Source organism: Enterobacter sp. RHBSTW-00318, from assembly GCF_014101375.1.
GTDB classification, from domain to species: domain Bacteria; phylum Pseudomonadota; class Gammaproteobacteria; order Enterobacterales; family Enterobacteriaceae; genus Enterobacter; species Enterobacter ludwigii.
In genome coordinates, this window is record NZ_JABXQH010000001.1 from 4,071,468 (window position 1) to 4,092,255 (window position 20,788).

Consider the following 20,788-nt stretch of genomic DNA (forward strand, 5'->3'; position numbering starts at 1 on the left):
CTTTATTGTTTATGCCCGGGCGCTGTGCGCCCGGGTCATTTGTGCAGGTGCTATCAGGTAACGATGTGTTGCTGGTTCACTAACTCGTCGTAGGTGGTCTGGACGTTATCCAGCGTCACGAGCGTCGTATTAGTGTAGGTGCTCCCTGAACCATCACGGTCGATGGAGATCACGGTATTGCCATTACTATTAGTAACATGCAGATAATTACCGAGCGTTGAGCTGCTCCCGTTCCAGCCCACCAGCAGATCGCCGATATCGATTTTGTCCCCCTGCGTGAGCGAGAAATTGGTCCAGTGATCGCCAGCAGTGCTGCTGACGTTGCCCGCGGTGGCGTTGCCTGCGGTGGCGTTCAGCACCTGGTAAATCAGGGTGTCGCCGTAGGCGGTGCCGGTAATGACGTCGTTATGTTCCGAACTGATGAACTGCGGCGCCATATTGATGGTCAGCGTGGCACTGTCTGTTTTCCCGTCGGCATCGGTCAGGGTGTAGTTGAAGGTCTCCTTCGAGGTGATGGTTGAGAGCGACACCCCGGTGTTGAGGGTGTAGGTGTAGTGGCCGTCCGCGCCAATTGCCAGCGTGCCGTAATGGCCGACGACGTTGACCGTTGCGCTGCCGGTGTACGGATCCAGCGTGGTGGTCACGCCGTCGTAGCCGGTCACGCTGAGGCGGGTATCCACCGAGTGCAACTGATCCAACACGCCGCCAGAGTCGGGGCCGTCAAAGATATTGCCGTTCACGCTGTGGCTGCCGGTGACGTCGAAATCACTCAGCGAGTAGGTGGTGCCGTTCACGCTTGGGGTGATCGTAATATTCCCCACACTCAGCCCCGGTACGCTACCGGTATAGCTCAGCGTATAAGTTCCGGCATTCAGATCCAGCCCGGTCAGCGGAACGTCGATATTACCGCCCAGCAAAGAGCCACCACTGAAGGAACCACTACGGATAACGCCTGTGCCATCACTAATTGACCAGTTCACCGTCAGGCCGCCCAGAGCCAGCAGCGATGCCACGTTAAAGTGCAGCGACGCGTTATGCAGCGCGGTGTTCGGATCCACCACGAAGGTTCCGCTCCCGCTGCCCTGGGTTGATGACAGCAGCGCGGTTGTCCAGCTGGCCGTCCCGACGGTGGTATCCGAGTAGGTTGTCGTGTGATGCACCGAGGTGACGTCCATCACGGTACTGACATCGTTGACCGCATCCATCGCTTGCGCGGTTGGGGTGATGTTGAGCGATGCTGTATCCTTTGTCCCGTCTGGCGCGGTGATGGTATAGACAAACGTATCCGGCGTGCTGATATGGTCCGCACCCACACCGGTTTTCAGGGTGTAGGTGTACTGTCCGGACGCATTGATGCTCAGCGTGCCGTATTCCCCCTGGATGTCGGTCAGGCCGCTGCTGTTCACCGCCACGCCGTTCACTTCTGATACCACCGCGCCGGTTGCGACATCGTTGTCCAGCACATCGCCGGTGGTGGTCTCGCCAATGCTCGATACGCTGTAGACATGATCTTCCAGCACGTTCAGCGTGTAGGCGGTCAGGGCGGTGATCCCTGCAGCCGTATTCAGCAGGAAGAGGTACTCCCCGGCAGGCAGGTTCAACGTCAGCTGAGACGAGGTACCGCCCAGCAACGGCGCACGCAGCCAGCCCGGTTCGACGCGCATCTGCTCGAAGGTCTGCGTCGCGTTATTGAACTTGTAGACATACAGGTCGAATACCGACGCCAGCGCCACACCGCCCACGGAAGCCTGAATGGTCATGGTGCGGGTAGTGCCTTCCTCCACGTTATAGATAATGGGGTTGGTCATGTCGTCCAGCAGGTTCAGCCCCAGCGTGTTGCCGAGATTAATACCCACCAGGGTAAAGCCGCCCTGCGACGAGGTGCCGTTATTAATTTCACTCACGGTCGTGTCAAAGGTCAGCGAGGCCGTGTCATCTACCGCCACAATACCGTTGACGAGAGTGCCTTCACCCAGCGACAGCACAAGGTTCGCCGACGCGCTGACGCCGTTATGGGTGATGGTGTAGGTGAAACTCTCTGTGCGACCAATGACCGCTGCGCTGGTGTCGGTCAGGTTGTAGGTGTAGCTGCCATCGCGGTTAATGGTCAGCGTACCGTACTGGCCCTGAACAACCGTGCCGTCGGCGTTCACGCTGGTGGTGACACCCAGCGCGTTGGTGACAGCAGAGACCGTGGTGCCTGCCGGGGCGTTGTCGCTGCCCGCGGTCGGGTCGGCGTCGAGAATTACGTTACCGTTCAGGCTGGTGTCGCCCGTCACGGTACCGGCGCTGGTTTCTTTCACCGCCACATCGAGGCTGGTGTAGGAGCCGGTCGCCAGCAGGTTGGTGTTGTAGCTCAGCACCCGGTAATCGCCATCAGCCAGCCCGGTCAGGTTCAGCGATACGCCGGTGGCTCCGAGGGTCAGCAGATCGGCAAACTGCGGTTGTCCGGTATCCACAACGGTGGTCCAGACACCGTTGACGTTATGTTGAACCACAAGTTCAAGGGTGTTGAGCAGAGAGAGTACCGCGCCCGTGGCGTTGGCGTTCACCACAATATCCGCGCTGCCACCGCTGCCCACCGTGAAGTTCACCTGGGCAGTATCATTACCCAACAACGTGAGAACGTTGCCTACGGCACCCACCAGCAGGAAACCGTAATCACTGTACTGGCTGTTGGTGACGGTGGCCGTGGTGCTGAGGTTCAGCTCTTCGACGTTATTGCTGGCGGAGAGCGGAACGACCGGCGCAAGTACGGAGCCAGGCTGTGAGGTATTGCCCGCGACGTCACTGGCGGTGATCTGCAGCGTCTGGCCTTCGGTCTGTTTGTTCGTAAAGGTGTAACTGTACGTGCCGTTGCTGTCCGCCGTGGCAGTCACCGTGGAGCCATCTGCAAGGCGAATAGCAACGGTGCTGCCTGCTTCCGCGTTACCAGTCAATACGCTACCGTCAGCGTTAAAGGTACCGGTTGGTGCCGTGGGGGCGGCAGTATCAACAATAATCGTCGTCACGGTTGAAGCCGCGCTGATGTTGCCCGCCGCATCGGTGGCCGTAGCGGTGAAGTTATGCGTGCCTTCCGTCAGTATGGTGCTGGTTTGTGGCAGGGTCCAGTTGCCGCTGGCATCGGCGGTTACCGTGCCGACAACCGTTGCCCCGTCATAGATACGCACTGTCGCATTGGCTTCGGCGGTTCCGTTCAGCGTTGGACGTGTGTCGTTGGTCGGGGTGGTGCCGATAACTGGCCCAGTGACGCTACCGACATCATCGACAACCGAGCCGATAACCGGGGCGATTGGCGCTATGGCATCCACGTTGATCACATAGGGGGTGGTGGGTGCGCTGGTATTGCCCACCGCATCGGTGGCGGTAAACGTCAGGCTGTGCGACCCGTTGCTCAGCGCCGGAGAAGGGGTAAAGCTCCATGCCCCGCCGGTCGCGATCGCGCTACCAATCTGGACGCCGTTATCGAAAATGTTCACTGTGGCCCCGGCTTCCGCTGTACCGGTGAGGGTTGGCTGCGCGTCGTTGGTCAACCCTCCGTCGGTGACTGGTGTAGCCACGTTACCCACATCATCCACAATGCTGCTCAGCACCGGCAGGGCTGGCGGCGTCGTGTCGATAGTCAGGCTAAAGGCCGCTGACGAAACGCTGGTATTACCCGCTGCATCCGTGGCCTGCGCCGTGAAGCTGTGCGCGCCCGTGGCTAAGGTGGTCGTGAGCAAGATACTCCAGTTGCCGCTGGTATCCGCGGTGCCCGTTCCGACAAGCGTTGTACCTTCGTAGATATTCACAGTCGCAAACGGCTCACTGGTCCCGACAAGCCGTGGCACGGTGTCGTCGGTCGTCTGTCCTGAACTGAGCGGGCCGGTGATGCTGCCCGCATCGTCAACGGCCTGGCTGATAACCGGCGCATTGGGGGCGCTGGTATCAACAACCAGCGTAAAGCCAGGCGAAGCCGGGCTGACGTTCCCCGCCGCGTCGGTCGCGGTCGCGGTCCAGGTATGGCTGCCATTGCTCAGCGCTGATGACGGCGTAAAGCTCCATGCTCCGGCGCCATCCGCCAGCGCGGTGCCGACCGGCTGTCCGTTCTCATAGATGGTCACCGTGGCGTTGGCTGCCGCGGTGCCCGTCAACGTTGGCGTGGTGTCGTCGGTACTTTGCCCGGAAGTCAGCGGCGTCTGTACGCTGCCTGCGTTGTCTCCCGCGGTCGTGATGGCCGGTGCCGCCGGTGGTGCCGTATCCACCGTCAGGTTAAACGGTGCCGTTGTGCTGCCGGTGTTACCAGCCGCATCGGTGGCATTGAAGGTGATAGCATGAGGCCCGTCGCTCAGGGCGGTGTCAGGCGTGTAGGTCCAGTTCCCCTGGGCATTAACCACCGCGGTGCCAATCTCGTTGCCATCCACAATGATATGCACTGTGGCACCTACTTCACCCGTACCGTTGAAGGTCGGACGCGCGTCGTTGGTGCTGTTGCCGGTGGTGAGCGTACCGGTGACCGGGCCGACGTCGTCAATCACACTGCTGACCAGTGGCGCAGCAGGACCTGTTGCATCCACGGTAAAGGCAAAGACCGACGAGTTTGCTGACGCATTCCCTGCCGCGTCCGTTGCATAGACGCGAAGAGCGTAGCTGCCATCGCCCAGTGGCGTGCTCGGGGTAAAGGTCCAGTTACCACTTCCGTCGACGGTCGCAAGACCAATCTCCGTACCATTATTCATGATATGGATTGTACTGCCCGGTTGTCCGGTGCCGCCGATCGTCGGGGTGATGTCGTTGGTGACTTGCCCGCTGGTGAGGTTGCCGGTCACGCCGCCAGGGGCATTGTCGTTAACCGTATCCAGCGTTGGAACCGTTGGCGCCGTCAGGTCAACCACGACGTTCCAGCCGTTAGACACCTGGCTGACGTTGCCCTGTGGGTCGGTGGCGGTAACGGTGAAGGCGTGAGGCCCTTCGCTGAGCGCGGTGTCAGGGGTGAATGTCCAGGCACCGGTGCCGTCAGCCGTGACCACGGCAATCTGGGTACCGCCGTCGAAAATTTTCACCACGCTGTTCGCTTCCGCCGTCCCCGAAAGGGTTGGCGTCGCGTCGTTGGTAGGGTTACCGCTGACTACCGTGGTGGCGGCGTTACCGACATTATCCGTTACGTTGGTGATCACCGGTGTGGTGGAAACCGTATCAACGACGATGGTGAAGCCTATCGACAGACCACTTTCATTGCCCGCGGGGTCGGTCTCGCGGATGGTCAGAACGTTATTGCCCTCCGCCAGCGCGGGCGGTGTGAAGACCCAGGTCCCCGTATTGCCGACCAGTGCGGTGCCCAGCAGGGTTCCGTTGCTGTAAACGGAGATGGTATCGCCCACCGTGCCGGAGCCGGTAAGGGTAGGCTGGTTATCGTTGGTGGTCTGCCCGTTGGTGAGCGGACCGGTGCCTGGGTTGACGTCATCAATTACCGCGCCGATAGTCGGTGTGCCCGGTGCAGTCAGATCGACGGTGACGCTGGCGGCCGGAGAGCGGCCGCTGGTCGCGCCATTGAGGGTCGCTGTGACCTCAAAGGTATGCAGCCCTTCGCCAAGCACGGTCGGGGTATAGCTCCAGTTGCCGCTGCCGTCGGCGGTGACCGTCGACACGGCTGTAACGTCACCGTCCTGATAGATGGTAATCAGGCTGCCCGCTTCGGCCGTGCCGGTGAGAGTAGGGGTAGTGTCGTTGGTGGTTTTGTCTTTCACATCGCCGGTGACCGGATCGACGTCATCGACGATCGCTGTGATAACGGGCACCTGCGGCAGGTCGAGCGGCGAATCAACGACGTTAAACGTCGCGCCTGGGCTGGCATTCCCTGCGGCATCAGTAGCGCTTACGGTCAGGGTGGTCGGATCCAGCTGTGCCGGACTCAGCGCAATGGAGAAGCTGCCGTCGCCGGCGGCAGTGCCGGTACCAATGACGGTACCACCGCTATTTTTCACGGTAATGGTACTTCCTGCCTCGGCAGTACCCGTCAGAGGCGTTCCCTCCTGAGCAAGAGCCATGTTGATCGGGTCGGCCGGCGCGGCGGTATCCACCGTCACGCTCAGCGGCGCAGAGCTTCCTGAAGCGTTACCGGCCGGGTCGACTGACGAGACGGTGAAGGTATGCGTGCCTTCCGCGAGCGTGCTGTCGGCGGTCCAGCTCCAGTTGCCATCCGGCTGTACCGTTACCGGCACCGTGGATGCTGTACCGTCTACGGAGACGATAACGGTGGTACCCGGTTCGCCGGTGCCCGTGAGGGTCGGCGTGCCGTCACGGGTATAAAGCACATTGCTTGTGAGCTGGCTGTCAGACACCGTATTAATCAGCGGGATTTCTGGCGCAGTGGTATCAACGGTGACGGTGAAGACCGGGCTGAGGCCGCTGACGTTACCCGCAGCATCGACTGCCGCAACGGTGATGTTGAGTGGGCCATCAGTCTGGGTCGGAAGATCGAGAGACCATTCGCCATTGCTGCCGATTTCGACGCGTCCTAGTTCAACGCCATTGTTATAAACGATGACCGTTTCGCCCGCAGGGCCGGTACCGCCCACACCGGGGGTAGTATCCGTGGTAACACCACCGTCTGGCTTACCGCCAACGGCGCTAATGACAGGCGTATCAGGTGCCACGGTATCAACGGTGATAGTGATCCCCGGTGACGCCGCCGAAACGTTACCGGCTTCGTCGGTGGCGGTGGCGGTAAATTCGTGGCTTCCCTCATCAATGCTGGCGTCAGGGCGCCAGCTCCAGTTGCCGTTGCTGTCTACGGTGACGCGACCCACTTCGGTGGCAGGCTGACCATTAATGCTGTCATAAATAATAACCACATCGTTCGCTGTGCCGGTGCCACTCAGGACCGGACGCGGATCGTTCGTGGTTTCCCCGTCGGCAACCGGTCCGGTTATCTGGCTGACGCTGTCCGTAATCACCGGTGCTGCTGGCGTAGCTGGTGGGTCGGTATCAATGGTGATGGTCACCGGCTGGGACGGGGCGCTTTCGTTCCCCGTGCCGTCCACGTTGGTGACGGTCAGGGTGATGTCATAGGTACCGTTGGGCAGTGGGGTTGTCGGTGTCCAGGACCAGTTGCCGGAGCCGTCCACTACGGCGTCACCTATTTTGACGCCGCCGTTGTAGATCGTCACGGTATCGCCGACCATGCCGGTACCGCTCAGGGTTGGCGTGGTGTCACGCGTGGTTTCACCCGGATTCAATGGCGTTTGCGTTGCACCGCCGTCAGGATTCACGGTGATGTCCGGAATATCCGGTGTGGCTGGCGCAATGGTATCTATCGTTAATTCAAACGGGCTGGAGATGGTGGTATTTCCGGCGGCATCCGTGGTGTGAACCGTCAGCGAATGCGTGCCGTCGGTGAGTGGGGTCGTTGGCGTAAATTGCCAACCGCCACTGCCGTCGAGGGTGGCTGTGCCGAGCAGGGTCGTACCGTCATAGACGGTGATAATCGTATCAGCAGGCGCGGAGCCCTGCAGCAGCGGCAGGGTGTCATCCGTGGTATCACCGCTACTGAGCGGTCCCTGAACGCCGCCAACGTCATCGGTGACGGTGGCGATAGTTGCAGCCACTGGCGCGGTGGTATCGACGATAAAGGTGAAGTCGTTTGACGGCAGGCTGGTGTTACCCGCCGCGTCGGTCGCGACGACAGTAAAGGTATGAGGACCCTCGCCAAGCGGCACGGTGGGGGTATAGGACCACGTGCCGCTGCCGTCGACCGGGATCGTGACAAGATCGGCGCCATCCAGGCGGATGGTGACCGTCGAGCCCGGCTCAGCCGTACCGTTGAGCGTCGGGGTAGTGTCGTTAGTGCTGCCGTTAGGGGAGAGTGTACCGAGGCCCTCCGGGACATCATCCACCACCTGGGTAATGAGCGGGGCGGCAGGTGCCACGCTGTCAATCGTAATGCCCCAGGTGTTGGAAATCCCACTGATGTTGCCTGCCGCGTCGGTTGCGACTGCGGTCAGGGCATGCTGCCCCTCGCTAAGCGGTGTGGAAGGGGTAAAGATCCACGCACCGCCGCTATCGGCAACGGTTGTACCAATATCAACGCCGTCCATGCGGAGGGTGATCGTCGCATTTGCTTCGGCAGTCCCGCTGAGCGTCGGGGATGCGTCATTGGTGGTCTCATTATTACCGATCGTACCAGTGCTTCCGGAAACATCGTCCACGACTTGTAATATCACCGGAGCGGTTGGTGCCGTGCCGTCAACGTTGATTGTCCAGGTGTTTGATGGCCCGCTCTGATTACCCGCGGCGTCCGCCGCAATTGCCGTTAGCACATGGGTTCCATCTAACAGTGGAGAAGGCGGTGTAAAACTCCACTGGCCGGAAGACGGAACGACCACCATCCCGATAATATCGCTGTCGCTGGAAAAGGTGATGGTCGAGCCGGGTTCGCCCGTTCCGTTTAACGTTGGGGACCGGTCGTTAGTCAGTCCACTCTGCTCGACTGGTCCGGTGGTGGCAAGGACGTCATCAACCACTGAAACAATGACCGGGGCCTGCGGTGGGGTAATATCCGGTGCAACAACGGGCGCTGTCGGACCCGTGTTGCCTGCCGTGTCGGTGGCTTCTGCGGTTAGGTTTTCGCCATTGATCTTCGGCGGGTTCAGCGGCAGGGTAAAATTGCCCTGGCCATCAGCCACAGTATCACCAATGAAGACACCACCTTCACGGATGGTTACTGTGCTCCCGGGCTCTGCGTTGCCGCTGATGGTGGTGCCATCAGCCGAGACAACCACGTTTTCAGGAGTAAGCGGCGGCGTAGTGTCCACAGTGAAGGTGATAGGTTGCGATGTTGTGCTCTGGTTTCCTGCAGCATCGGTTTCACTGACGGTTATCGAGTGTGTCCCTTCCGGGAGCGGATTGTCTGGTGTGACACTCCAGGTGCCGTTGGGCTGCACCGTCGTGGTCCCAATCGCCACGCCATTGTCGTAGATGGTGATAGTTCCACCAGGCTCGCCAGTCCCTGCCAGGACCGGCAGGGAAGCATCGGTGGGCACGCCCGAGGTAATGGTTCCTCTAATTTGGCCCGTGTCGTCGGTTAGCACAATCGTACTTGGTGCATCCGGCGGGGTAATGTCGACCGTGAGGGTGAATACCGGTGAGACTGGACCGGAGTTACCGGCGGCGTCGGTTGCCTGCACGGTAATCTGGTGGGTGCTTTCACTGAGGTTTACTGACGGTGTGAAGGTCCAGGTGCCATTGCTGGCCACGACCACACTCCCAATCGCGATACTACCGTCATAAATCGTCACGGTGGAGCCCGCTTCGGCAGTGCCGGTAAGCTGTGGACGCTGATCGTTGGTGCTACCGCCGTTACTGATTGTCCCCGTCTGCGGGTCAATATCATCTGTTATGCTGGTGATGGTCGCTGCATCAGGCGCGGTGGTGTCCGGTGCGATTACATTCGTGCCCTGGCTGGTATTCCCGGCGGCATCCGTTGCTGTGGCGGTAATTTGCTCACCATTGGTCAGTGGCGTCCCGAGGGATACGATAAATGTGCCGTCGCTACCGGTTTGACCTGTACCGATCACATTCCCGTTCATGTCTTTCAGCGTAATCGTACTGCCGGGTTCGGCAGTACCTGTGACAGTTTTACCATCCGAAGAAAACTGAAGACTGGAAGGCGCATTTGGCGGTGTGGTATCCGGATCGGAAGGATTGCCCGGCGTGCCGGGGTTCGTATTGTCATCATCATCGTCGCCACCCCCTCCGCCGCCGCTGCTTGCCGCGACAGCGATCCCGCCTGCGACAGCAAGACCACCGAGTACCCATGGCCAGATGGCTGCGCCACCGGTATCACCGCCTGAGGCCGCCAGTAATACGTCCGTGGAGGCGATAGATTCGTAGGTAGCAGCCCCGGTAGGATCTTCAATCCACCACAGCGCACCGTCACTCTCTTCCAGGACCAGCTGACTCACCCCCTCCGCGTCGGTGACGTAGAAATTCTTCAGGGTAATGACCTCGCCAGAGTGCAGCGTGACCACCAGATCGTTACCACTGCGGGCGAAGTGGGAGACATCGGCTCGCTCTACATGAAGCTCAACGATAGAGGAATGGCTCAGCGTAACCTGTGTGCCTTCCGTGGTAGTTTCCACGCCAGTAAGTTTCGATATAACAGAGATTTGGCTCATTTAGGTATTACTCCAGCAGAGTTGTCGTGAACGGCGTGCAAGATGCGCCATCTCTGCGGAAGGTAAAGCACGCCCCCGGCGGAGTTGCTGTTATTTACGCAGCACTCACCGTTATTTTTTTTAGAGCGAACGATGCCCGCCATAATCCAGAGTGGCAACATCAGAGCGAATCTAATTACTCATGAGAGAGAATGTCGTGTATTTGTATTTTTGTGTTGTATAAAACCCTGTAATTAATAGAGGTATTGGTTTTGATGATATAAAAATGATATAGCCAGAAAAGTCTGAATGTGCAAATCAAGCATCTGTAAACACTGTGTGAAGCGTTGAAGGGGGCATTAATTCATAGCTGGCTATTATAATTTAAAAAATACAAGGTATTGTTTTTATTGTATTTTTATTTATTTGTAAAATGTGGTTTTTTATCATTTCGCCATGAATAAATATTTAACAGGGGAGTTTTTTTAGAATGGCGTTAAACGCTATTGTTTATGTCGGCTTAATGTGCATTTAAGTTAGGGTAACGTTTTTGATATAACATATATTATGTTGGTAATTAATTAAAAATATATTCTTGTGCGGTGCCGGGATTCTGCTACTGAGAGAAAAATAATAACTAACAGGGAGTAAAGATAAAATATCCCGCTCAACATTTAATGGGGATACGACGTCAACATGATTCTGAGAAAAAAAGAGGGGCCCGGTAATGAATAAAATGCATCGCTCACGCGTTCACTGACGTCATTCCCATTCACCCTGGAGCCTTTTATGAACACCACCTCTGTGCGTTTGATTCCGGTGCTGATTTTTTCCCTGTTGTCTCCTCTCGCGCTGGCGATGGGCGATAATAGTACCGAGAGTAAAACACCCGACTGTCCGTCCGGACAGGTGTATGACAGTGCAACTCAGAAATGTGTGTCCGATAAGAGCAGCAGCCTTAGCGATCAGGACAAAACCAACTATGCCTATCACCTTGCTAAAAAAGGCGAGTACCAGGCGGCGCTGAACCTTCTTGATTCGCTAAAAAATAACAACACGGCTGAAGCATGGAACTATCGCGGGTATGCCACCCGCAAACTGGGTCGTACGGATGAAGGTATCGGTTACTACCAGCGTGCGCTGGCTATCGCCCCGGATTATGCCAAAGCCCGTGAATACCTGGGCGAGGCGTGGATGGTCAAGGGACGTCCGGATTTGGCCAAAGAGCAACTGAAAGTGATTGCCGGTATTTGCGGCCAGTCCTGTGAAGAGTACCGTGACCTGCAGGCTGCCATTAACGGACATCCGGAATCCTGATTTTCTCGTGGAGGGAAAACACATCGCTACCCGTGAGGTTCGCCAACAGTTAGCCGCACACCTCTCACGTCTCTGGCGTTATGGGCTGGTGTTGTCGCGAAACAGGGATGTCGCCGAAGAGCTGGTTCAGTCCACCTGCGTCCGCGCGCTTGAAAAAAGCAGTCAGTACATGCCCGGTACGCGTATCGACAGGTGGCTGTTTGCGATATTGCACTCCATCTGGATCTCTGAGCTTCGGGCATGCCATGTTCGTCAGGGGCAGGGGTTTGTCGCCAGCGACGAGCTTCTGGCGCCGGATACCCGTGAACAGGATGAGACGCACCTGCATTACCTGAAGGTGATGCAGCGTGTCAACATGCTTCCGGAAGCCCAGCGCAACACGGTTTTTTTGGTGTATGTCGAAGGTTTTACCTATCAGGAAGCCGCGAACACCCTGGCGGTGCCGATCGGTACCGTAATGAGCCGACTGGCGACGGCACGGGCAACGCTGGCAGCGTCTGCCGATGCCTTGCCCCCGGTTAAGGAGAAACGCTCTTGAACGCGCACCGTTTTACAGCGCCCTATAACGATGAGGCTATCGTGGCATGGATAGATGGCGAGATGTGTCATGCCGACGCGCAAAAATTTGAAGAAGAGTTGAGACGTGACGAGCGCCTCTCCGGGCGGACCGCCGAGTTAATGAAAAGCAATGCGGATTACCCCGGCGCGTTTGCCGCTATGCTGGATGATGCTCCTCTGGAGAAGATGCAGGCCCGGCTGGCGGAACTGCCCGATCCGAAGCCCGCTACCCCGGCTGGCGTAAGCCGGCGCGCACTCATTGCCGCGTCGGTCAGTTTCCTGGTGGTCGGTTCCGGCGTGGGATATGGGTTGCGACCCGCTTTCGCACCGTCTGATGAAAACGCCCATATTCGTGACCTCGAAGCGCAATACATGTCGCTTTACAGCGTCGAGACATTGCTGGATATGGACAGCGCGCCGCATGTTCTGCAGCGTGGGCTGGAACGGGCAGCGCAGGATATCGGCCTGCAACTTCAGGCGTCACAGCTTATCCTGCATGGAGCAGAGCTTAAAATGGTCCGCATGCTGCGCTATGAAACCACCTCTATCGCGCAAATAGCCTGGATAAATGCCGACTACGGCCCAATGGCGCTGTGCATCTCCCCGACAGAGCAGACAACGACAGCCGCTCAACAGGAACAGCGGCACGACATGAACCTGGTGTGGTGGCAGAAAGCGGGATATCAGTTTGTGCTGATCGGCCGCAACCCGCTCCCACAGTTGCGGGGCAGTGCAGAGCAGCTGCAAAGCCTGATTTCAGGATGACGGGATACCGTTAGCCTGAATTGCAATGGCAATGGCAATCCTGTCATCAACGACCAGCGCAAATTTATCCATGCCGTAGGCCGCGCGCGAAATGCTCGTTGTCGCATCCAGCGTGAGGACCGGCGCGTGCGGATCTTTCACGACGGCGTCCAGAATGACCGGGCGGGCAATATCGCGTACGGTCAATGTTCCGAACACCCTGAACGTTCCTGAACCCTGAGCGACCACGCGTGAGCTGATAAATTCGATAACAGGATAACGTTCAGATTCAAAAAACATGTCGCTTTTCAGTTGCCAGGTGAGCAGGCTGTTTGAGGCAACCAGGGTGGCCACGGGAAGGGTGACATGAATATGGTCATCGATATCCTTATCCGGGTTAAGCGTTACGGAACCCGTGACGCCACTGAATCTGGCCCAGGAGAGGATCCCCCCGAAGGCGTGCCAGGATAACCGTATGGCGGTGTTTTCAGTATCAATGGTATAGCTCTGCGGGGCGGCCTGCGCCAGCGGACAGAGCAACACGAACAGAATAACCAGGCGTCGCAGCATCTCAGGATCTCTTTAGGGGTGGCAAGGCGTTAACGCGCAACCCCGGGGATCTATTCGGCTTTTAGGCGTCAGGACGTCTTAATAATATCCACCGAGATCTCGACGGCGGTTACCGGACCCCGGTTTTCCAGCCAGTGGACCGTGTTGTGATCTTCCGGCCAGCCGACACCGGGACCGTAATCAGTCGCAATACCGTTACGATGATCGGTGATGGTTCCTTCAAGGATAAATACGGTGCCGGGCCTGTCGATATGATTATGCACCGGACCAAAGACCGCGCCGGGAGCGAGAGTGACCCTGCGCATGCGAAGCTGGCGCCCGGCCATGCCCGCTATTTCCGGACCCAGATCGACGACGGAGAGTAATTCAACGGTAACGCCCTGGGTTTCAGGTGCGGTGTGTTCGCTGTTCATGATGGAGTCCCCCTGAGACAAGTTTAGTCTTCAGGAAGCAGGGCAGGAGGGAATAAAAAAGGCCGCGTCTGCGGCCTTTCGAAGGGATTACTCAGTGACTTTCTTTTCCAGCTCGCTGGCACCTTCTTTGGTTTTATTCCAGCCTTTCTCAGCACCTTCTTTGGTGGCATCCCACCCTTTCTCGGTGCCTTCTTTGGTTTTATGCCAGGCTTTCTGGGAATCTTCGCTGACCTTGCTGCCTAAGTTTTCGGTTTTACCCTCTGCAGCATGCTTCTGTTTCAGCTTCAGCTCTTCGCCTTTATTCTGCTCTTCGTGCAGTTTTTGCTTCGCGTCGTTGGCGTTTGCCTTCGCCGCAGCGACGGTATCGTCAGTTGCATGTGTGGTCGCAGCAAATACTGGGGAAGCCAGCAGAACGGCAGATAATGCGATAATTGTTTTTTTCATAATATCCTCATTTAACGTTATCGGTTATGAGCGTGATTCAGCATGGCACAGACGAAGCGGTGTGGCTTTAGGAAAAAACTGTAATGTTATTTTGGCGTTATACCGTGAAGCGTATTTAGTTACGCAGAGGAATTAATTATTTTCAGGTTCAATGCCGTGTACCAGGGGCGTGCATATCCCTATTACGGGTGGCTTTTGGCCATGAGTAAAGTTAATTAACTCACTGAGCTTCGCAAAATATATTTTGACTCTCCCCGCTTGTTGGGGAGAGTTCGCAGAACAGTTTCACGTTGTCGCTCCTGGAATAGCCTGAAAAAGGCCCGCCAAAGCGTCGGGAGGTGTAAATATCGCGTTTTTGTCCCTGAGGGTCGATTGTTGTCAGTGTCCAGCTACTCAGGCGATCTTGCGGTCCGACGGGTATAAAAACATGCCAGTCTCCCTGCGGTACGAAAGAAAAATACCCATTATTATCCGTTTGTGTCGTGGCAATTTGTCGGTCGAATTCTACTAACGAAACGGTTACCCGGGGCAGCGGTTTCCCTGCGTTATTCAATGTGCCCTCAATACGAGGGGAGGGATAATCATGGTAAACGCAGCCGCTGAGCAAAAACGTGAGAGCCACGATAGCCTGGCTTGCGATGCGGTTTGAGGACGCTGTCATGGGTGCGAATCCTTTTGCGTTCAGGTATTTTTCGATGGCGTGAATGCAGTATACGCGGGTGGCGTAATTTCGGAACTGTAGATTCTGTTAAGGATGTTGATTTACTGAGTTTTTCCAGACTTATGCCTGGATAAATAAAGTGTGTGAATGGATGCGTGCAGAATGTAGCTTTACGAGCTACATAATAAGAGGTCTTGTCGGTGCCTTTACAATGTTAACGCAACTGACGTTGCGCTTTGCAGAAAGTCGCATCAACGAACTTTCTCTGGCGCAGGAGTGGCTGAAATCGTCATGTATTTTTTCAGACAAACCTCTCGTTTTACCCCCTTGGGGTCTGAATTAAAAGGAAGCCTTAAGCGCGAGGAGTCGACGGTGTTGACTGTCCAGAGAAAATTACCAATGAATCTGAAATTGATACTAGCTACTGTAACGGATAATACTTCAAAACTCCCCATCGAATACTCATTACCCAAACGGACGATTTCTTTAACGCCATCCTTAACATCGATAAGAGCAATTGTCAGTGACTCCTCGAAAATAATGTCATCCGTTAAAAAAAGATATAGCGATGATCATTAACCTTAACAGCTGCTTCCAATATTTGCCCTGGTACAATAATGCCTGTGCTATTGCCATTGATCACTACGCTAGACTGCGCCTGGGATAAATCTGTCGCTTCCTGACCCTTTACCAGAGATATTAAATTAACCTGTTTCATAATCAATTCCACACACTCCCCATTTCCCATACTGCAAGAGCACCGCTGACAAAACCACCAATAAGTACACAAACAGGTGCATCTGGCCCACACATCAATCCCGCCATTACGCAGCCTGCGGCGTTTAGCGCTATTTGCCGCCCCGATTCTGAGACCTTATTCTCAGCGGTATAAATTTCGTAAACAGAAATTGCAACAGTGGGTACGACGTATAGATGCTCAAGGTATTGAGAGTGATTGTAAGCTCTCCTGGCTTAGTTAGTATCGACGTGCGCTAGTGCAGCTTCATCACGTCATGAGGAAATTCTTTCTCATTAAGAATTATTGAAGTAATAGATTTCATATCATGAACCACCAGCAGATCTTTTAAGCCCATACGTTTTGATGGTATATTGGGTGCTTAAAATTTAACCGGTTCAAGCGGCATATGATAATCAGAAAACATTATTGATTATCATAGGATAAGCAACATCATTTGTCAGAGTCGCCATTCAGATGCAAACATCCTGTAACATATTAATTAAATGGTGTATCCTCATTTCTATAGGAAAAATCCGCTTTACAGTGGTTGCTGATTGTGATTATTAGTTTTGTGAGGCAATGGCAATGTGCGAAAGGATATTAAAAAAAGATGTTTATTCTGAATGGGTTATACGCAATACCCTGTACTGGATGACTTCGCTTACTCAGTGGAAGTTTTGTGAAGATATATCCTCCTGGAAAATCTCTTTTGAAAACGATAGTCCCGAATGCCTCTATGAATTCGAGAGGCTGCTGAATGATTACGCTTTGCGAGAAAAACTACAGCATAAAACAGGGGCGTTGAGAGATTCTATTGTCCATAAAGTGCTTCGCAGTGTCGATGAAAGGCTTTCGTAATGGAATTGATGCCATTCAATTTTGACAGATTGCCTAATGGACAGGTGTTTATAAGCAACCTCGCTGGTTTTCATCATTTCATTGATGAGCAAGAGTTGCTTGATCTTTCTGATGAGCAAATCAATGCGGAACAATCAAACGCACTCGAAAGCAAGCTATTCATAACCAACGAAAGCTCATCGGCTATAACGCCCTATGCTTTAAGTTCTGCTTTTGCAAAACGATTGATGAATGAACTGGCTATCAGGCCAATTTTCATGATTGTGCCCACACTACGTTGCGACCATACCTGCAAGTATTGTCAGGTCAGTAGAGCTTCAGTGAATGCCTCTGGTTATGATCTAGATCCCGATCTCATCCCTGATATCATTTCTACTATCAAAAAACTATCGACACCACCATACAAGATAGAGATACAGGGTGGAGAGCCACTCTTGCGGTTCGATTTAATTCAGTCTATCTATGAGCAATGTGCTGAAACGCTGGGAGGTATCGATTTTGAGATGGTGATAGCATCAAGCCTGTCTGTCTTGAATGAGGATATGCTTGAATGGTCGAGAGATAGGAACATAACGTTCTCTACTTCGCTTGATGGTGAGGAAGTTGTTCACAACAGTAATCGAATTCTTGGTCATGGGCTTGCGTACAGTAGAACAGTGTCAGGAGTAGAGGCTATTAAACGGTCTTTAGGCGCTGGGCGAGTTGCAACGGTTACCACAGTTACTAAAGATCTTATCAGGCATCCTGAATCGATTGTCCATGCTCACTTGTCTCTTGGCCTCAAGGACATGTTTATCCGACCTGTTAGTCCCTATGGGTTTGCACAAAAAGCATCGTTCACCTTTTCTATGGATGAATACTTCAGTTTCTATGCCTCGTTGATAGATGAAATCCTTAAGATCAATAATGAAGGGATAAGGGTTGTGGAACATTCGGCCTCCATTCATCTGAAAAGGATCTTCAATCCCGGCTTTAGTGGTTACGCAGATTTAAAGTCGCCAAGTGGGGTTGTGCTTAACAGTATTCTTTTCAATTATGACGGTCGAGTATATGGTAGCGATGAGAGCCGTATGTTGCAGAAGGTGAATCCTGAAACGGAGTTCAGTGCGGGTGAGGTTAAGACGCTACAATTTTCTAAGAGTCCTTACTATAACGCAGTATTAAGTTCATCGTTCAATTTTGCTCTACCAGGTTGTGATACATGTGCATATCAACCATTTTGCGGTGCAGATCCATGCCAGAACATAAGTGTACAGGGTGAGCCTGTCGGTGATAGGAGTCGTTCAACGTTTTGTCAGTATCACAAGGGGATGTTCAGGTATCTGATGAACTGCATCTCAGAAGGTGGTCCGAAGGCTGAGATGCTAAAAGGATGGGCATATGTCTGAGGTTATCAGGAACGATATCTTTCATTTTGCTTCAAAAGAGACTGTGCCCGCGGGGTTCTATCGGTTATGCAAACAAAAACCAGTGAACCCTTTATTCTTTTTGCCCAATTTGCTGGTAGTTGCTGAAAGCAATAATGATGTCATTCTACCATGCTTTGATTACTCTGTTATTAGCACTGAATTATTTGAGTCAATTGAAGATGGAGATATTGGGATAATCAACAATGGCTATATGATACGCGTTATTCTGTCCCGAAAAGCCAATCATAATACTGTCTTAGTAACGGAACGTTGCAATAACTTGTGTCTGTTTTGTTCGCAGCCACCAAAAAAATCAAATGATGATTGGCTTCTTACCCAATCAGCTCTTGCTATAGCTTCATTTGGTTTGAATGGAATTGTTGGGGTCAGCGGTGGTGAACCTTTGCTGTATGGAGATGATTTCCTTCACTTCATTGATTTTATCATCGAGAATTCACCAGATACTGCTTTGCATGTTTTAACAAACGGACGCAAATTTGCTGATACCAACTTTACTCAGGAAATGGCAAAGCGAAGCAAAAAGATCAAAATCACCTTTGGTATCCCGCTCTACTCATCAAGACCACTTGTGCATGATCATCTGGTAGGGAGTGATGGCGCATTTAATGAAACAGTCAAGGGGTTAATCAATGCAGGAAACTCAGGGATTAATATCGAACTTAGAGTTATTCCGACACTGGCTAACTATACAGAACTGGATGACATCGTAGAGTTCGTCGGCCGTGTGTTCTCCAACATCAATCAGATTTCCCTTATGGGGTTGGAATCTATCGGGTGGGCACGAAAAAACTGGTCATCAATCTTTATCGAGCATGATAACTATCGTGAGAAAATCCTCTCTGTCATAGACACTGCGCAAAGGTCAGGCATCCCTCTAACAATCTTCAATTACCCATTGTGCCATCTTCCTGAAAAAGCCAGAGGGTTTGCTACCCAGTCAATTTCTGACTGGAAAAATTACTATCCCAAAGAATGTGATGAATGTACTCAGAAGTCTTCCTGTGCTGGTTATTTCAGTTCGTCAAAAGGCCGTTTTCATCAACCTCCGAGACCAATTTTATGAAAAAAATTAATTTCGCTTCCCTGCTTCCGGGATTTTTGGCACTCAATAATTCTGTATGGGCAAGTGATTCCTCTACTGGAGCAAGTGATTTGCCCGGTATGACTCTTAATGAGCATGATTTAGTGATAGCACCACTTAACACGGAAGTCCCATTCTACATTGCAGGGCATCGCAGCCATAGCTCCCATCGGAGTCATAGTTCTCACAGATCCTCATCAGGTGGCGGGTACTATGGTGGCAGCACTCCTTATTATCCTAAAACATACAGTTCACCAAGCTCATCTGGCTCTTCAAGTTCAGGGACAAGTTCCTCATCGTCATCTGTTCGTTCGCTTCGCTCTAATGACATGGATGCCTCTACGACTACAAACTCTGCTGGAACGAATGGAACTACCCGTGCAACTAGTGGGCTGACTTCTGATACTGAAAAGCGTAAACGTTTAATCATGCGAGTGCAGTTTGCATTACTGGATAAAGGTTTTTATAACGGTAATATTGATGGAAGTATGGGACCAGCGACACGAGCTGCTATCAAAGATTATAGAGTTGCAAATGGGCTTCCTACTCCAGTAAGAGAAACATTAGATACTCAGTTATTGAATTCTTTAAATATACTGGCCCGTTAAAAATATCTGGTTAAATAGAATGAACATAAAACTCGCTATTTGAAGGATGTAGCTAATTCTGGGACAGGACATTCAGACGCCGCAGGACAGATCATGCATACAAAAAAGCCCGCAGGGCTTGCGCCGTGCGGGCTCTTAGGACTTCATCGGATGACTCTGGTAATCACCGATGGAGAATTTTGGTGGAGCTGGCGGGAGTTGAACCCGCGTCCGAAATTTCTACATCCTCGGTACTACATGCTTAGTTTGTCTTTACATTCGCACGCCAGCTGCGAACAAACACGCCACTAACGTACTAGCCTGATTAGTTTTAACGCTTCAACCCCAGGCAGGGCTTCCACGCGATCTCTTTTGGGTTTGACCTCTCTTGAATCCCCGTCTTAAGAGCGGAAGCTAGGGAGAGAGGGCTCAGAGCAGGTTATTAAGCTGCTAAAGCGTAGTTTTCGTCGTTTGCGACTATTTTTTTGCGGCTTTTTACGAGGCAAACCGCCCCTCGGCATGCACCTTGGGTTTCGCAAATCCCGTCGAATCCAGAATCAGCCCCAATAGTGTTGAACTGAGTATACCAGATTTTAGATCCTGGATACCAGCCCGGAACGCTAACTTATTGAATAGTACAATAAGTGCGCAGAATCAACGTCCTGCGTTTTTCATAATACGTGCTTTGTCGAGCTGCCATTCGCGCTCTTTCAGATCGGTACGTTTGTCGTGCTGTTTTTTACCCTTCGCGACGCCAACTTTCACTTTGCACCAGGCATTTTTCCAGTACAGCGACAGGGCAACCACGGTGAAGCCTTCACGGTTAATGCGCCCATAAAGGGACTCCAGTTCACGCTTGTTCAGCAGCAGCTTACGGGTACGCGTTGGGTCACACACGTAGTGTGACGAAGCGACGGTCAGCGGCGTGAAGTTGGCACCGAACAGGAAGGCTTCGCCATCTTTCAGGATCACGTAACTATCACCGATATTGGCTTTCCCGGCGCGCAGCGATTTTACTTCCCAACCCTGCAATGCAAGGCCAGCTTCGAATTCTTCTTCAATAAAATACTCGTGGCGAGCACGCTTGTTGAGCGCAATGGTCGCCGAGCCTGGTTTATGTGCTTTTTTCTTCGTCATAAGTATCGTAAAGCCATCGGTAATCTGATTTCAAAAAGTCACCTCATTGCGTCCTGTGAGGTCTAACGCGCTATATTAGCACGAGATGAGGCTTAGCGTTTTTTTAACAGGTGATA

At 53.5% G+C, this 20,788-nt stretch carries 14 protein-coding genes and 1 other RNA gene; 7 read left to right on the forward strand and 8 right to left on the reverse strand.

Annotation, left to right across the window (positions count from 1 at the left end):
* Nucleotides 1-53 precede the first annotated feature (53 nt).
* Nucleotides 54-10,154 (reverse strand): BapA/Bap/LapF family large adhesin, encoded by a 10,101-nt coding sequence (locus tag HV157_RS20135; RefSeq protein WP_182268872.1) that lies wholly within the window; start codon nucleotides 10,152-10,154, stop codon nucleotides 54-56.
* Nucleotides 10,155-10,922: 768 nt separating this feature from the next.
* Here HV157_RS20135 and HV157_RS20140 point away from each other — a divergent pair.
* The 3 genes from HV157_RS20140 to HV157_RS20150 are packed head-to-tail and all read left to right on the forward strand — an operon-like array spanning nucleotide 10,923 to nucleotide 12,773.
* A complete protein-coding gene (locus HV157_RS20140; protein WP_182268873.1) occupies nucleotides 10,923-11,450 on the forward strand; it encodes a tetratricopeptide repeat protein in 528 nt (175 codons plus the stop codon).
* 7 nt (nucleotides 11,451-11,457) lie between these two features.
* On the forward strand, nucleotides 11,458-11,988 hold the full coding sequence (locus tag HV157_RS20145) for a sigma-70 family RNA polymerase sigma factor (protein WP_182268874.1): 531 nt from the start codon (nucleotides 11,458-11,460) through the stop codon (nucleotides 11,986-11,988).
* Nucleotides 11,985-12,773: a membrane protein gene (locus HV157_RS20150; RefSeq protein WP_014171280.1), complete on the forward strand. Its 789-nt coding sequence runs from the start codon at nucleotides 11,985-11,987 to the stop codon at nucleotides 12,771-12,773. Before HV157_RS20145 ends, HV157_RS20150 begins: the two co-directional genes overlap by 4 nt.
* Here HV157_RS20150 and HV157_RS20155 read toward each other — a convergent pair.
* The 5 genes from HV157_RS20155 to HV157_RS26315 all read right to left on the reverse strand — a co-directional run bounded on the left by HV157_RS20155 (nucleotide 12,765) and on the right by HV157_RS26315 (nucleotide 15,558).
* Nucleotides 12,765-13,322 carry a YceI family protein gene (locus tag HV157_RS20155; RefSeq protein ID WP_182268875.1) on the reverse strand — a complete coding sequence of 186 codons (558 nt, stop codon included), beginning with the start codon at nucleotides 13,320-13,322 and terminating at the stop codon, nucleotides 12,765-12,767. The two genes, HV157_RS20150 and HV157_RS20155, sit on opposite strands and share 9 nt — an antisense overlap.
* A 68-nt stretch (nucleotides 13,323-13,390) precedes the next feature.
* Nucleotides 13,391-13,735 (reverse strand): cupin domain-containing protein, encoded by a 345-nt coding sequence (locus HV157_RS20160; RefSeq protein WP_050737195.1) that lies wholly within the window; start codon nucleotides 13,733-13,735, stop codon nucleotides 13,391-13,393.
* 87 nt (nucleotides 13,736-13,822) lie between these two features.
* Nucleotides 13,823-14,179, reverse strand: coding sequence for a hypothetical protein (locus HV157_RS20165; protein ID WP_014171277.1), 357 nt, complete (start codon nucleotides 14,177-14,179; stop codon nucleotides 13,823-13,825).
* Nucleotides 14,180-14,399: 220 nt separating this feature from the next.
* Complete coding sequence (locus HV157_RS20170) at nucleotides 14,400-14,840, reverse strand: carboxypeptidase-like regulatory domain-containing protein (protein WP_182268876.1); 441 nt, start codon at nucleotides 14,838-14,840, stop codon at nucleotides 14,400-14,402.
* Between the two features lie 550 nt (nucleotides 14,841-15,390).
* Nucleotides 15,391-15,558, reverse strand: a complete 168-nt coding sequence (locus HV157_RS26315) for a hypothetical protein (protein WP_233100307.1) — start codon at nucleotides 15,556-15,558, stop codon at nucleotides 15,391-15,393.
* A gap of 606 nt (nucleotides 15,559-16,164) precedes the next feature.
* Here HV157_RS26315 and hxsD point away from each other — a divergent pair.
* The 4 genes from hxsD to hxsA are packed head-to-tail and all read left to right on the forward strand — an operon-like array spanning nucleotide 16,165 to nucleotide 19,556.
* Complete coding sequence (hxsD, locus tag HV157_RS20180) at nucleotides 16,165-16,437, forward strand: His-Xaa-Ser system protein HxsD (RefSeq protein WP_032678801.1); 273 nt, start codon at nucleotides 16,165-16,167, stop codon at nucleotides 16,435-16,437.
* Nucleotides 16,437-17,825 carry a His-Xaa-Ser system radical SAM maturase HxsB gene (gene hxsB, locus HV157_RS20185; protein ID WP_032678800.1) on the forward strand — a complete coding sequence of 463 codons (1,389 nt, stop codon included), beginning with the start codon at nucleotides 16,437-16,439 and terminating at the stop codon, nucleotides 17,823-17,825. Before hxsD ends, hxsB begins: the two co-directional genes overlap by 1 nt.
* On the forward strand, nucleotides 17,818-18,930 hold the full coding sequence (gene hxsC / locus HV157_RS20190; protein ID WP_182268877.1) for a His-Xaa-Ser system radical SAM maturase HxsC: 1,113 nt from the start codon (nucleotides 17,818-17,820) through the stop codon (nucleotides 18,928-18,930). The genes hxsB and hxsC overlap by 8 nt, the downstream gene beginning before the upstream one ends.
* A complete protein-coding gene (gene hxsA, locus HV157_RS20195) occupies nucleotides 18,927-19,556 on the forward strand; it encodes a His-Xaa-Ser repeat protein HxsA (protein ID WP_072031457.1) in 630 nt (209 codons plus the stop codon). Before hxsC ends, hxsA begins: the two co-directional genes overlap by 4 nt.
* Before the next feature lie 180 nt (nucleotides 19,557-19,736).
* On the opposite strand, the gene ssrA is transcribed toward hxsA, so the two are convergent.
* Nucleotides 19,737-20,100: a transfer-messenger RNA gene (ssrA, locus tag HV157_RS20200) on the reverse strand.
* 89 nt (nucleotides 20,101-20,189) lie between these two features.
* The gene (smpB, locus tag HV157_RS20205; RefSeq protein ID WP_008502505.1) at nucleotides 20,190-20,672 is read right to left on the reverse strand and encodes an SsrA-binding protein SmpB; all 483 of its coding nucleotides are present in this window, start codon (nucleotides 20,670-20,672) and stop codon (nucleotides 20,190-20,192) included.
* Nucleotides 20,673-20,788 lie beyond the last annotated feature (116 nt).

Coding starts and splice junctions, on each gene's coding strand:
- hxsD (WP_032678801.1), top strand. CDS start 16,165: ATGTGCGAAAGGATATTAAAAAAAGATGTTTATTCTGAATGGGTTATA.
- HV157_RS20165 (WP_014171277.1), bottom strand. CDS start 14,179: ATGAAAAAAACAATTATCGCATTATCTGCCGTTCTGCTGGCTTCCCCA.
- hxsC (WP_182268877.1), top strand. CDS start 17,818: ATGTCTGAGGTTATCAGGAACGATATCTTTCATTTTGCTTCAAAAGAG.
- HV157_RS20155 (WP_182268875.1), bottom strand. CDS start 13,322: ATGCTGCGACGCCTGGTTATTCTGTTCGTGTTGCTCTGTCCGCTGGCG.
- HV157_RS20140 (WP_182268873.1), top strand. CDS start 10,923: ATGAACACCACCTCTGTGCGTTTGATTCCGGTGCTGATTTTTTCCCTG.
- HV157_RS20160 (WP_050737195.1), bottom strand. CDS start 13,735: ATGAACAGCGAACACACCGCACCTGAAACCCAGGGCGTTACCGTTGAA.
- HV157_RS20170 (WP_182268876.1), bottom strand. CDS start 14,840: ATGACAGCGTCCTCAAACCGCATCGCAAGCCAGGCTATCGTGGCTCTC.
- hxsA (WP_072031457.1), top strand. CDS start 18,927: ATGAAAAAAATTAATTTCGCTTCCCTGCTTCCGGGATTTTTGGCACTC.
- hxsB (WP_032678800.1), top strand. CDS start 16,437: ATGGAATTGATGCCATTCAATTTTGACAGATTGCCTAATGGACAGGTG.
- HV157_RS26315 (WP_233100307.1), bottom strand. CDS start 15,558: ATGAAACAGGTTAATTTAATATCTCTGGTAAAGGGTCAGGAAGCGACA.
- smpB (WP_008502505.1), bottom strand. CDS start 20,672: ATGACGAAGAAAAAAGCACATAAACCAGGCTCGGCGACCATTGCGCTC.
- HV157_RS20135 (WP_182268872.1), bottom strand. CDS start 10,154: ATGAGCCAAATCTCTGTTATATCGAAACTTACTGGCGTGGAAACTACC.